This window comes from Clostridia bacterium, from assembly GCA_014360065.1.
GTDB lineage: Bacteria > Bacillota > DSM-521 > Neomoorellales > JACIYF01 > JACIYF01.
In genome coordinates, this window is sequence record JACIYF010000077.1 from 1 (window position 1) to 12,023 (window position 12,023).

Below are 12,023 nucleotides of genomic sequence, written 5' to 3' on the forward strand. Positions count from 1 at the left end.
CTGCCACTTCTTGAAGTGAAATGGCTATGGAGTAGGGCTCGGCCCCATTGGCGCAGCCTGCGCTCCAGACCTTCAAGCGGCTCCACTTCCTGAGCAATACGGGCAATACATGTTTCTCCAGGTAGGCAAAGCTGTCCGGATTCCGAAAAAACTCGGATACGTTTATGGTGATCTTATCTAAAAAGCGCTGTCTTTGCGCCTTATCCCTGCGAAGACGTTCCAAGTATTCTTCATAACTCGCCAAACCCAGAACGCTCATTAAACTGTCAATACGCCGTTTAAGCTGTGTTTCTTTATATCCTTCGAGATTAACTTGAAGTTCATGGCCTACTTGCCGCTTGAAGGTTTGAAAATCCAAATCCTATACCCCCTAAATAACCCTGGGTGGAAAGCCAAGGCTCCGCACCAACAGATTGCCGCTGTCGGTATAAAGGATAATGGTCCGGCCATGGTTTCCACCTACGTCTTCTGCTACCACAGGAATGCCAAGCTGGCTCAAGACCAGCCGGCACATCTCAACATTTCGTTCCCCGATTCGCAATAGCGATCCTTGGTTGGATGAACGAAACATTTGAGCGCCGCCAGCCAATTTAGCTCTTAGCCTGGTCAGGCTGGCACCTAGCTTTTGTAGATCCTTTACTATACGGGGCAGTGCAGTGTCAGCATATTTGCCCACATTGTCCACATGCTGAAACTGCTTGCTGTCAGGCAACATGATGTGGGCTAACCCTCCCACTTTGGCCATGGCATCGTACAATGTTACCCCAACGCAAGACCCCAACCCCAAGGTAACTAAACGAACTGGACTTTTGGCTACTTGCCACTCAGCAATGCCTACTTTGATCTCCTGTTCCATCTTGCTAGCTACTCCATACCATCAGCCGCCCGCCCTAGCGCCGGAGGTTATTGGCCAAAGCCCACATCTCATCCGCCAGCTGAATCGTCTTAGTATTTAGCTGGTGAGCGCGCAAAGCAGTGATGATCTCGGGGATTTCTTGAACTAGGTTTACATTGCTGCCCTCCAAGAATCGCTGGCGGAATACCCCCGCATTGTTGACACCCGGAGTTGCTTGCCTGGCAGCGCCACTTGCCAACGTCAACTGATAAAGGTTGTTGCCTATACTCAACATTCCCAAAGGGTTATCTGCCAAAAAAAGAAATATCTCCCCTAATACTTGTTCATTACCAGCAGCATCGCTAGCAGTGACTATCCCCTCCGGGCTAACTCGGACTTCCTCCAAATTGGCACCACGTAACTCGACTGAGGAGCTGATTCTTAGCCCTTGGGCGTTAACTAAATGTCCCTGGCTATCTATAGAAAAACTGCCATCCCTGGTATAAGCTCTTTGGCCAGATGGAAGCAGGACTTCAAAAAAGCCATCGCCATCAATATAAAGGTCTAGGGCTCTGCCTGTCTGAACTGGAGGTCCTGGAGACAGGTCCTTCTTAACAGCCCCTACCCTCGCCCCTGATCCAATCGGCGACTGCGTAGCACCAGGGCCATATGGGTCTTGATAGGTCAAAGGCTGATAGGCAAGGTCGGTAAGTTCTGCCACCCCTTTCTTGAAACCCACAGTAGATACGTTGGCTATATTGTTGGCTACTTGGTCCATCTTGGTCATGTACGATCGCAATCCATTCAACCCAGCGCTTATGATACCTAACATAATTCCCCTCCTTTACGTTTACCGCAGTACACCTACTTCATTGATGGCTTTCCCAGCCATTTCGTCTTGAGTTTGAATGGCGCGCTGGCAGGTTTCAAATATGCGATTGCAAGTAAGGAGGTTGGTTGTCTCGCGAGCTAGGTCTACCGGGGGTTGCTCCAGAAACCCCTGTTTAATTAAGTGGTCGCGGTATGTGACATTGTTAGGAGGAACCACAGCCCTAAAGGTTCCATCCCCTTGAGGTAAAAGGTCCTGAGGCCCAGCAAAGGTGACCAAAGCCAATCGGTCTAAAAGCTGCCCGTTTTCATAAACGTTCCCCTGCTCGTCTATTTGGGGTGCTTGGCTCGAAACCAGTCGAATACGTCCCCTCTCTCCTAAGATGTAATACCCATTGGGCGTAACTATGTAGCCCTGACTATCCCGCGCCAAATAGCCTGCTCGAGTGTACCGTATGCCTCCCGGAGTCTCAACTGTAAGGAAACCAGCTCCCGTCAAGGCAATATTCCAGGGGTCACCGGTCGGCTTGAGCGATCCTTGGGTCAGGTTGATTCGTACTTCCTCTACCCGGCACCCCAGACTGCCCAACCCTACAGCCTGTCGCTGACCTGGGCCCATGAATTCAAGCAACACCTGAGGAAAGCAGCCGGGGTACAACTCTTGGGGTTTATACCCGGCGGTCTCTAAATTGGCAAGATTGTTGGCAACAATTTCCCCCCGCAACTGCTGCACCGCCATACCAGTTGCGGCAGTGTAGATACCACGTAGCATTATTTGGCCACCCTCCTTTTAGAAACCTAGCCCAGCTATTCTTTGAATGACCGTCTCCACTGGCGTATTTGCTTTGAACAGGTAGTATCCAGCCCGGATCCGGTTGGCCAGACCTTTCTCTTCCAACTTTCGGCTCAAAAGCGTGTTGTCTTTAATCACACCGCTCCTCTGTAGTAAATCTGCTACTTGTTCAGAAGTGCTCCCAGCCTTGATCTCAATTAAGACCATACCTTGAGGAACGTTGGCTTTCTCAACAGCTACCTGCTTATGTTCCTCATGGGTATTGGACTCCCCCGCTGGAGCAGGCGCGTATGCCACCACCTCATCTCGGTAAACCATCCCCAAGTCCCTTGCCCAAGCCTCAATTTGGGCCTTCGGCGGCAGAGAATTGCCTTTAACTATCCAAAAGATGCTTGCCACAACCAACCCCAGTCCGAGCCCAGTCATGAACCGGTATTTTGGTAAAGCCTGGTTAATAGCTCAGCTTCCCCCTTCCTCAATCCGAAAGCCTCCTCGATCTCGGCCATGGTGCTTCCGTTCTTCAGGGCATGGATAGCCTCTTGGTATCGCCCCTTCGAAGCACTGTAATACTCGTCGGCCTTTTCAGCAGCTCTTTCTTTCGTATTGCTAGCCTCTGGCGAAACAACCTGCTCGGAAATTTGGTTGAGTATGGTCTGCCGCAAAGCGGAGTTAAACGAGGTTTCTTCGATTTCAACGGGGTTTTCCAAGCTTTTACTCCAGCGAAGCTCTCCCCTTAGTCCCCAAATAATGAAAACAACCCCGAGAACCAATAACAAGTAAGGCACCGCTAGATCCCCCTTGTGTAGCCGGCCTGCTCGAGTTTTAACCGCAAGCGCACTATCGCCCGAGCATGCAACTGGCAAACCCGAGATTCCGATATATGCAGGACCTTGCCAATCTCTTTTAGGGTCAAACCCTCATAATAGTAAAGTGCCAGGATGAGCTTATCTCGGCTTTCCAGCTGATCAATGGCCTTGGCCAACATTTGCTTGAACTCCTTGTCTTCGAAGAGAGCTACCGGATCTGGACTTTGGGCATCGCTTAGCCCATCCCCCAGTCGTCGCTCACTGGTAGAACTCCCTCCCAGGCACTCTTCCAAAGAGACAAGCGACCTCAAGTTGTACTCGGCCAGGAGGCGATAAACCTCGGACACCTCTACTCCCATCTCTTTCGCTATGTCCTCTTCACTTACTTCTCCGCCTTGTCGTTCTTCACAGGTAGCATAGGCTTTGCGCAAAGCGCGAAAACGTTCATTGAGCGACCGAGGTACCCAGGAGTGCTTACGCAAGGCATCTAGCATCGACCCGCGAATACGCTGTACGGCGTAGGTCTCAAATTTAGTTCCTTGCGACCAGTCGTAACGTTCAATGGCCTCCATCAACCCAAAGATGCCATAGCTAGCGAGGTCATCCTGGTCAAGATAAGGCGGAAGCCGCACCGCTAGCCTACCGGCAACTTGCCGTACCAATGGTAAGTAGGCCAAAATCAACTGATGGCGTACTTCCTCGTCTTTTCTTTGACGGAACTCTTTCCAAAGGTCAGCTACATTGACAGCCATGGTCTACTCCTCGCTTAGCTGTATCCGACGGCGCTGCTCCTCGATTATGCGCTGAAAAGTATAGCCAATAATACGGTCCCGAACCCGCTCCAACAACCCTTCAAACTCAATCCCCAGTGAAAAACCCGCGCTCAGTCCTAACTTTTGGCTTCGCCTGACCCGGCCCATGGTTTCCACCTGCAAACCTGGCAGATTAAATCGGAGCCACAGAGCGCTACCTACTGGGATGTTTTCTTTCACTACCAGATTCATGCCTCCGCCGCTGAGGTCCACCGCTGTTCCCCGGTGGGTAACACCTATTGGCCTTCCCATGTCTGCCTCATCCTTAAGTACGGCGTACCACACGTGCAAGTGAACTCGGGCGCGGACGTAATCCCGCAATTGGATTCGCTTCAGGTTGGAAACGCCCACAAATCGCCAGATCGAACCAGATTGCGGTTGCCGCTCAAGTAAGCGAGCCTTGAAGACATAGCGAGCACGTTCGGTATAGACAACTAAGCCCAACTCTGTTCCGTTAGGTGGTATTAAGGACTCCTCGGGCAACCGCGAGGTAACGCGTACTTCGAACTCATTACCTTGGACCAGCCTGATGAATCCCCAACCCAAAGGGCGCTCTCCATACCACAGATCCGCTGTTCTGCCAGGCTCAACTACTTTTCCAAGTTCCTTAACTTCCTCACTCACGCAGTGTTCCCCCTGCTTAGCCAGCCCCAGATCCTAGCTACCAAGTTGGGCCGCGCCTCGTGATTATCCGTTAACGGCGAGTGAGATCCTAGCTTCCAAGCAATCCGCTGTATGTCTTGATAGGCTGAGCATTGTGGATAAAGCAATCCCACCGGTTGTTGCTGGCGAACTGCCTGTCCCACCTTGAAATCCTCGGATATACCACCCAACAAGGAAACTTCTGCCCCTAAGAATTCCCGGCTAACCTTCTGTATTCTCTGGGCCACCCGGGTTGCTTCCGCAAACCCCGACACCCGGTTTATTACTAATCCGACCTTGGCCCAAGGTTTAGCTTGCTTGATTGCCTTAAGCATGGCATAACCATCAGCCAAGGAAGTAGGCTCAGGAGTCAAGACAATTATCACTTCTTCTGCCGCCAACACAAAAGCTAAAACATTGCGCCCTATACCTGCCCCGGTATCAATGATCAGGACATCCGCCTGCGATTCTAAAGTGGCTATTTCTCGCAACAGCTTTTCCCTCTGATAACTATCCAAGTCAGCCATTTCCTGTAGACCAGCCCCACCTGGCACGATGAGAGTCCCCAATGGTCCTGGGATAGAAATATCCATCAGCGAGTAGCAACCATATATCACATCCCGCAAGTTATAACGGGGGGTAACTCCTAGCAACACCTCGATATTAGCTAAGCCTATGTCAGCATCCAAAAGTGCTACCCTCTTTCCTAATTGGGCCAAGGCCAGGGCAAGATTAAGGGCCAAGTTGCTTTTGCCTACGCCACCTTTTCCGCTTGTAATAGCGATGGTGCGGCAGGCATTGTTATTATTTCCCATTAAAGCGCGAAGGTGCTCGGCTTGGTCACGCATGTTGTTGCACCCCCACAATCAGTTCGGCTAAGCGGCGTGGCTGGGCTGCCTCAATATCATCTGGAACCCGCTGGCCGGTAGTTATGTAGGCAATGGGCAGGCCAGTACTGGCACCGATGTTGGCTATATTTCCCAGACTCTCGGTTTCATCCAATTTAGTAAAAATCAGCTTCCGGTATTGAGTAGGGCGAAAGTCTTTGACTATCCGAAATAAATCCTCGGTCTTAGTGCCACAGCTTAAAACCAAATAGGTCTCGCTAGAGCCAACCCCTTTGGTAAAACCGGCTACCTCCTGGATCATCATGGCATTACGTGAAGGTCTTCCTGCGGTATCAATGAAGATATAGTCCTTATCTTGATGGGCAGATACTTGCTGCCGCAATTGGCCTGGGCTATTGGCCACTTCCAGAGGCACGCCTAGGATTTCCGCGTAGGTGCGTAATTGCTCCACTGCGCCTATCCGATAAGTATCAGTAGTAATCAGCGCTACCCGCTTACGGTGGTAAACTGCCATCAGGGCAGCCAGCTTTGCCAGCGTGGTGGTCTTGCCCACTCCTGTAGGTCCCACAAAGCTTAAAACTTTGCTCGATGGCTGCATGCCGCTCCCCGGAGCAAAAAGACCAGCTAACTGCTCTACCAGTTGCTCCCATATTACCTCTGGCGGCTGACTATTCCGGTAGCCTTCTGGCAAGGAGCTCAGGACCCTATCAATGAGGCTGGAATTCAAGTCAGCCTTTTCAAGGACCTCTCGCCACCTGTCAGCTTCAGCGGCTTTTCTGGCGGCCGCGGTGTTGCGACTAAACTCCTGCAGCCAGCTTTCCACTTTTTGGACCCGCTGCTCGATTTGCACAAAGGGCGAAAGCGAGGAGTAGCTGTTGTCATCGGCGGCAGCTGTAATTTCCCAGTACCGCCGGCCCAAAATATTCCACCATGGTCCACGCCTTACTCTTCTCTGGTCCACGATGATGGCATCCCGTCCCAAATCTTTGCGCACCTGGTTTAAGGCTTCCGGTATGCTCGTTGCATAGTATCGCTTCATTCTCATTCCCCGTTCACCGTCCCTATCACTTCCACTTGAACGCTAGGAACCAACTCGCTCATGGACAGAACAGCTAGGTTGGGCAAAAACCTCTCTATCAGCCGGCGAAATGGTAAGCGAATTCGGGAGGAGCATAACACCACTGGAGGGTAACCTTTGGTTACCATCTCTTGCACCAAATTGCTAAGCTTCTCTAAGACTCTCTGGGCCAAGTTTGGCTCTACCGCTGGGTAGCTACCCTGGGGTAAGTTCTGAATTGAGTCAGCAATCTCTTGTTCTAAGCGCGGATGCAACGAAATTACCCTGAGCTTTCCATCTTCGCTAGCATATTTTTGGCATATGCTCCGCTTGATAGCCTGGCGAGCACCTTCAGTGAGGAAATCAGTATCTTTGCTTATCCTGGAGTTATCCGCCAGAGACTCTAAGATTCCAACCAAGTCGCGGATAGGTATCCGCTCGCGCAAAAGATTCTGTAGGACCTTTTGGACTTCGCCCACCGTTAGCAAATCTGGAAACAACTCCTCCACCACAGCCGGGTTAGTACTCTTAACCATATCAATTAGTTCTTTGGTTTCCTGTCGCCCCAGCAACTCGTGGGCATGCTGCTTGATAAACTCAGTCAGGTGAGTAATTAAAACCGTATTTGGGTCCACCACTGTAAATCCCCGGATTTCCAACGCCTCTTTTTCGGCAGGGGCCACCCACCAAGCTGGCAAGCCGAAAGCAGGCTCACGAGTTGGGATTCCTTGCACCTCATCTTCCTTTCCCGAACCCATGGCCAAGTAATGAGTGGGCATTAGCTCACCTTTCTCTATCTCTACTCCATGAATTCTAAACACGTACGCATTAGGGTCCAGGCGCAGGTTGTCACGAATTCGAATTGGGCGCACATAAATGCCTAGTTCGGTTGCACACTGCCTGCGGACGGCTGCCAAACGGTCTAAGAGGTCGCCACCCTGGCTTTCGTCAGTTAGAGGTACTAGGTTATAGCCAATTTCAATCTCCAGCGGGTCGATCTGAAAAAGAGGAAGAACGTCTTCCGGCTGCCTTCGCTGCTTCTTAAGTTCCTGCACCACCATTTCTTGCTCCCGATGGTGCCCGCGGAGAGCATAAGCTGCTACTCCGCAGATGCTGGCCAAAAACAAGAACGGAAGGTCTGGCAAACCGGGAGCGAGACCAAGCAAAGCTAGCACCACTGCGGCCAGAATGAACACCCGAGGAAAAGAGGTCAGCTGCGAGCTTACGGTTTTACCCAAGCTTTCATTGCCACTGGCCTTGGTGATCAAAATTCCAGTCCCAGTTGAAACCAAAAGGGCTGGGATCTGGGTTACCAAACCATCACCGGCAGTCAAGACTGTATAAGTTTGAAGCGCGTCACTTATAGGCATACCCTTTTGCCACATGCCAATAATTAAACCGCCCACAATGTTAATTAGGGTAATTATCAGTCCGGCTATGGCGTCGCCGCGGATGAATTTACTGGCCCCATCCATGGCGCCGAAGAACTCGGCTTCTTGTTGCAATTGTCGCCTGCGCCTGCGGGCTTCCTCTTCATCGATGAGCCCTCCATTCAAATCAGCATCGATGCTCATCTGCTTTCCCGGCATGGCATCGAGGGTAAATCGAGCGGCTACCTCGGCCACGCGGCCAGCGCCATTGGTAATCACCACAAACTGGATGACTGTAATGATAACGAAGATTATTAGTCCAACCACATAATTGCCAGCGATAACGAAACTACCAAAAGCCTGAATGACCTGGCCGGCTTGAGCATTACTGAGGATCAGCCGAGTAGAAGCCACATTTAACGCCAACCTTAATAAGGTAACCACCAATAGCAACGAAGGAAACACCGACAGCTGCAAAGGTTCGGTTATAAAGAGAGTAGTTAGAAAGATTAATATGCTCACCGTAAGGCTAAAGGTCAACAAGACATCCAGCATGGTGGGTGGCATGGGAATGATAATTATAAGGACAATACTTAGGGCTAAAACAGCAAACACAACATCGCTGTAGCTTGAGACGCGTCGTAAAGAGTTTATAAGGCTATTGGGTGTAGCCAATTACGCCCACCTCCTATGGAGCCCCTGGCGACGATAAATCATAGCTAGAACCTCAGCTACAGCCCGATATAATTCCACCGGTATCTGCTGGCCGATTTCGGTTTGATAATAGAGGCTTCGCGCCAAGGGTTGATTCTCAACAATAGGAACTTGGTGTTGGATGGCCACCTCCACGATTCGCTTGGCGATGCTGCCGGCTCCCTTGGCTATAACTAGGGGAGCATCCATTTCTTTTGGAGCATATTTCAGGGCCACGGCCAAATGGGTAGGGTTAGTAATGACTACGGTAGCATTGGGCACGTTGTGCATCATGCGATGACGTGCCAGTTGGCGCTGTTTTTCCCTCAGCCGGCTGCGCACTAATGGATCCCCCTCGGTTTGCCTAAACTCTTCTTTCAATTCATACTTGCTCATGCGAATGTTGCGGTTGAACTCCCATTTCTGATACAAGAAATCCACCAGGGCAAGTACCAAGAACGCGGCTCCAATCCATAATCCCAGGTAAAATATGATCCCTGCTATCAACTCGTAGCCCGGTAGAGCTTGCATATTACCCAACATTAGTAGCGAAGTCAGCTTTGAACTCAGGATCCAATAAGTAATGCCAGCAGTAACGCTCACCTTTATTAGTGACTTTGCCAGCTCAAACAGGGCCCGGCGAGAAAACATCCGCTTCAGGCCTTCCAAGGGGTTAATGTTTTGCATCCTTGGCTCTACAAGGCTTGGTACTAGCAGAAACCCAACTTGAGCAAAGGTCACCACCAAGCCGGTACCCACGGACAGGAGCAGTAATGGGCCTAAGAGCCCCAGTAGGGTTGGGCCGGCTGCCAGCACCGCGCTCTTTAAGCTTTGAGAAGTAACCATGGGAGTAGCTAGCTGGCTGCTAACCCACCGCATTAGTTGAGCCAGGAAATTAATCAGGGATTCGCGCTGAAAGTACAGCCACATGCACCCAACCAGAAGTACGGCCGCAGCGCTCAAATCTGGGCTCCTTGCGACCTGTCCCTTTTTCCGGACTTCCTGGCGCCGGTGTGGCGTGGCTTCCTCTGTCTTTTCTTCCGCAAATAGCTGTAGATCAAATATTTCCTGGTTCATGGCGCAAGACTCCTGACTATGGTGCTCAGGTCTTTTTGTACTTGATCAAACACCTGCCCCATCATCACTGATAAAAGGGGCAAGGCCAATTCTAGTGCTACCAAAGCGACCCCAGCCTTAAGCGGAAAACCTAATATGAATACGTTGAGCTGGGGAACTGTCCGGGCTACTAAGGATAAAGCAATGTCTGTTACCGCCAAAACTGCCAACAGCGGCGCCGCCATCCTGAAGCCCAAAGCAAAACTGCCGACGAAGATTTTGGCCACTATAGCACTGTCGGCCTGCGCCAACCCTGCCCCGCCTGGAGGGATAAGATTGTAGCTGGCCCCGAGGCTTTCCAACAGGACTAAGTGTCCTCCAATGGCCAAATATAGAAGCGTCCCCAAAACCACCATCAGTTGGCCAAGGAGGCTTACCTGATAGCCTTGTTGGGGGTCAAATAGTTGGGCCATCGAAAAACCAGTCTGGAGATCTATCATTTCACCAGCCACCCGAATGGCGTTGAATGTCAAACTCGCAATCCAGCCCAACGCTAACCCTACTAGTACCTCGGCAATTACCCTCATTACGAAGATTTGCCATGACGCGGTTTCTAGCCCTGAATACCCTCTGACCTGGGGAGCAATTAAAATTGCTACCAGCGTTGCCAATCCGATCTTAGCCAAGGGCGGAATGGACCGGCTGGAGAATACTGGTGCGGTTACCAAAAACGACGACACCCGGCACAGAACTAAAAGATGAAGTTGCCAAAAGGCCAGGGGGTAACCTAAAAACATGTTAAATCATCTCGCCATCAAAGGTAAATTTTGGTATAGGTTTTGAGTATAAGTTACGATCAAATTCAGCATCCAGGAGCCAAAGAACAACAACCCCAGCATCACGGCCACGATCTTAGGCACAAAGGTCAAGGTTTGTTCCTGAATTTGGGTGGTGGCCTGAAAGATGCTGATTATCACTCCTACAACCAGTCCAAGTCCCAGAGCGGGTAATGACAGCCACATGGCTGTAGTTAAAGCATCACGGGCAATCTTCATAACCATATCTGGAGACATACGTAAGCCTCCCCCCTAAAAACTTTGCATCAGCGACTTTACTATCAGGTACCAACCATCAACCATGACAAACAGCAGAATCTTAAATGGCAAAGAAATCATTATCGGGGGAACCATAAACATACCCATGGACATTAGCGTACTAGCCACCACCAAGTCAATAATCAAAAATGGTATGTAGATCAAAAACCCCATCTGAAAAGCGGTTTTAAGCTCACTTATAGCAAAGGCAGGAATGAGCACTGACATGGGTATGTCATCCTGGTTGCGAGGACGAGGCATTTTGGCCATATTAACGAATAGGGCCAGGTCCTTTTCCCGGGTCTGCTTGAACATAAATTGACGTAATGGCGCCTCGCCTCGGGCGATGGCTTCCTCCTGGGTAATCTGGTTCGCAATATAAGGTTGAATAGCTTGGCTATAAACCTGCTGAAACGTCGGCATCATGGTAAAAAAAGTAAGGAATAGCGCTAGACCAATCAGCACCTGGTTGGGAGGTATTTGCTGCGTAGCCAAGGCATTGCGTACAAAACCTAACACTACAACTATCCTGGTGAAGGAAGTGAGCATCACTAGAAATGCCGGGGCCAAGGATAGAACTGTCAATAGTAATATGATATTTAGGGTGGTCGCCACGCTTTGAGGCTCATTGGAGGTGTTAATGCGTAGGTCAATGCCAGGTATACCCAGGGGTTGGGCATGGGCCACCTGGGGCCAAGCAAATGCGGCCACCACCAATCCCGCCAACAGCAGCACTATCCTCTGCCAGCTAAACTTTGTTTTAATTCTTTTTGTTAGACCGTACACCTAGATCACCTGTTCTCTTTGAGGAACCAACGCCGGACCAAATTATAACTAGTTGCAACTTTTGAGGATAAGAGTTCTGGGGAAGAAAAAGAAGTTTCCGGGTAATGGTCTAGCCGGGCGATTAAATTTATATCTTTTTCTCCCCCTGCCACTACCAAGTACTCTTTATCGACCCGAACCACGGCAATAAATGACTTGGGGGTAAGCATAACCCGGTCAATAACTCGCAGACCGGCGCTGGGATACCCTCCTCGGAACTGAGCGCCTAGCCCATAACGAATCACCCAATAGGTGACAGCAATTACCACGGGTAAAGCAACCAACAACTTAATGATTGACCACAATAACTCCCAGTCCACTATCAATCACCTTGACTTTGACTTGGTTTTCCTTGGTTTTTCTC

At 50.5% G+C, this 12,023-nt stretch carries 15 protein-coding genes and 1 pseudogene; all 16 read right to left on the reverse strand.

Features of this window, described 5'->3' with window-relative positions; all coding sequences use genetic code 11:
- Window positions 1-313 (reverse strand): annotated as a pseudogene (locus H5U02_10675) (chemotaxis protein CheR).
- A 57-nt stretch (window positions 314-370) separates the two neighbouring features.
- Window positions 371-856, reverse strand: coding sequence for a chemotaxis protein CheD (locus tag H5U02_10680; GenBank protein ID MBC7342888.1), 486 nt, complete (start codon window positions 854-856; stop codon window positions 371-373).
- 34 nt (window positions 857-890) lie between these two features.
- On the reverse strand, window positions 891-1,667 hold the full coding sequence (locus tag H5U02_10685; GenBank protein ID MBC7342889.1) for a flagellar hook-basal body protein: 777 nt from the start codon (window positions 1,665-1,667) through the stop codon (window positions 891-893).
- Window positions 1,668-1,685: 18 nt separating this feature from the next.
- On the reverse strand, window positions 1,686-2,435 hold the full coding sequence (locus tag H5U02_10690; GenBank protein MBC7342890.1) for a flagellar hook-basal body protein: 750 nt from the start codon (window positions 2,433-2,435) through the stop codon (window positions 1,686-1,688).
- Window positions 2,436-2,453: 18 nt separating this feature from the next.
- Complete coding sequence (locus H5U02_10695; protein MBC7342891.1) at window positions 2,454-2,855, reverse strand: endolytic transglycosylase MltG; 402 nt, start codon at window positions 2,853-2,855, stop codon at window positions 2,454-2,456.
- Window positions 2,856-2,878: 23 nt separating this feature from the next.
- Window positions 2,879-3,241: a hypothetical protein gene (locus tag H5U02_10700; protein MBC7342892.1), complete on the reverse strand. Its 363-nt coding sequence runs from the start codon at window positions 3,239-3,241 to the stop codon at window positions 2,879-2,881.
- Window positions 3,242-3,243: 2 nt separating this feature from the next.
- Entirely contained in the window at window positions 3,244-4,014 is a 771-nt protein-coding gene (locus H5U02_10705) for a FliA/WhiG family RNA polymerase sigma factor (protein ID MBC7342893.1), read from the reverse strand.
- Window positions 4,015-4,017: 3 nt separating this feature from the next.
- Entirely contained in the window at window positions 4,018-4,698 is a 681-nt protein-coding gene (locus tag H5U02_10710) for a PilZ domain-containing protein (GenBank protein MBC7342894.1), read from the reverse strand.
- The gene (locus H5U02_10715; protein ID MBC7342895.1) at window positions 4,695-5,564 is read right to left on the reverse strand and encodes a MinD/ParA family protein; all 870 of its coding nucleotides are present in this window, start codon (window positions 5,562-5,564) and stop codon (window positions 4,695-4,697) included. Before H5U02_10715 ends, H5U02_10710 begins: the two co-directional genes overlap by 4 nt.
- Window positions 5,557-6,603, reverse strand: coding sequence for a flagellar biosynthesis protein FlhF (gene flhF, locus H5U02_10720; GenBank protein ID MBC7342896.1), 1,047 nt, complete (start codon window positions 6,601-6,603; stop codon window positions 5,557-5,559). The genes H5U02_10715 and flhF overlap by 8 nt, the downstream gene beginning before the upstream one ends.
- A 2-nt stretch (window positions 6,604-6,605) precedes the next feature.
- A complete protein-coding gene (flhA, locus tag H5U02_10725) occupies window positions 6,606-8,666 on the reverse strand; it encodes a flagellar biosynthesis protein FlhA (protein ID MBC7342897.1) in 2,061 nt (686 codons plus the stop codon).
- Window positions 8,667-9,761, reverse strand: a complete 1,095-nt coding sequence (flhB, locus tag H5U02_10730) for a flagellar biosynthesis protein FlhB (protein MBC7342898.1) — start codon at window positions 9,759-9,761, stop codon at window positions 8,667-8,669. It lies immediately after the preceding gene.
- Window positions 9,758-10,537, reverse strand: a complete 780-nt coding sequence (gene fliR / locus H5U02_10735) for a flagellar type III secretion system protein FliR (GenBank protein ID MBC7342899.1) — start codon at window positions 10,535-10,537, stop codon at window positions 9,758-9,760. Before fliR ends, flhB begins: the two co-directional genes overlap by 4 nt.
- A 6-nt stretch (window positions 10,538-10,543) precedes the next feature.
- Window positions 10,544-10,813, reverse strand: a complete 270-nt coding sequence (gene fliQ / locus H5U02_10740) for a flagellar biosynthesis protein FliQ (protein ID MBC7342900.1) — start codon at window positions 10,811-10,813, stop codon at window positions 10,544-10,546.
- Window positions 10,814-10,828: 15 nt separating this feature from the next.
- Entirely contained in the window at window positions 10,829-11,599 is a 771-nt protein-coding gene (gene fliP / locus H5U02_10745; GenBank protein ID MBC7342901.1) for a flagellar type III secretion system pore protein FliP, read from the reverse strand.
- Window positions 11,600-11,625: 26 nt separating this feature from the next.
- Complete coding sequence (locus tag H5U02_10750; protein ID MBC7342902.1) at window positions 11,626-11,979, reverse strand: flagellar biosynthetic protein FliO; 354 nt, start codon at window positions 11,977-11,979, stop codon at window positions 11,626-11,628.
- Window positions 11,980-12,023: the final 44 nt, after the last annotated feature.

Bases quoted from the DNA above. Each gene is read 5' to 3' on its own strand.
- fliQ (MBC7342900.1), bottom strand. From the start codon at position 10,813: ATGTCTCCAGATATGGTTATGAAGATTGCCCGTGATGCTTTAACTACA.
- fliR (MBC7342899.1), bottom strand. From the start codon at position 10,537: ATGTTTTTAGGTTACCCCCTGGCCTTTTGGCAACTTCATCTTTTAGTT.
- flhF (MBC7342896.1), bottom strand. From the start codon at position 6,603: ATGAAGCGATACTATGCAACGAGCATACCGGAAGCCTTAAACCAGGTG.
- H5U02_10715 (MBC7342895.1), bottom strand. From the start codon at position 5,564: ATGCGTGACCAAGCCGAGCACCTTCGCGCTTTAATGGGAAATAATAAC.
- H5U02_10690 (MBC7342890.1), bottom strand. From the start codon at position 2,435: ATGCTACGTGGTATCTACACTGCCGCAACTGGTATGGCGGTGCAGCAG.
- flhB (MBC7342898.1), bottom strand. From the start codon at position 9,761: ATGAACCAGGAAATATTTGATCTACAGCTATTTGCGGAAGAAAAGACA.
- H5U02_10680 (MBC7342888.1), bottom strand. From the start codon at position 856: ATGGAACAGGAGATCAAAGTAGGCATTGCTGAGTGGCAAGTAGCCAAA.
- H5U02_10685 (MBC7342889.1), bottom strand. From the start codon at position 1,667: ATGTTAGGTATCATAAGCGCTGGGTTGAATGGATTGCGATCGTACATG.
- H5U02_10705 (MBC7342893.1), bottom strand. From the start codon at position 4,014: ATGGCTGTCAATGTAGCTGACCTTTGGAAAGAGTTCCGTCAAAGAAAA.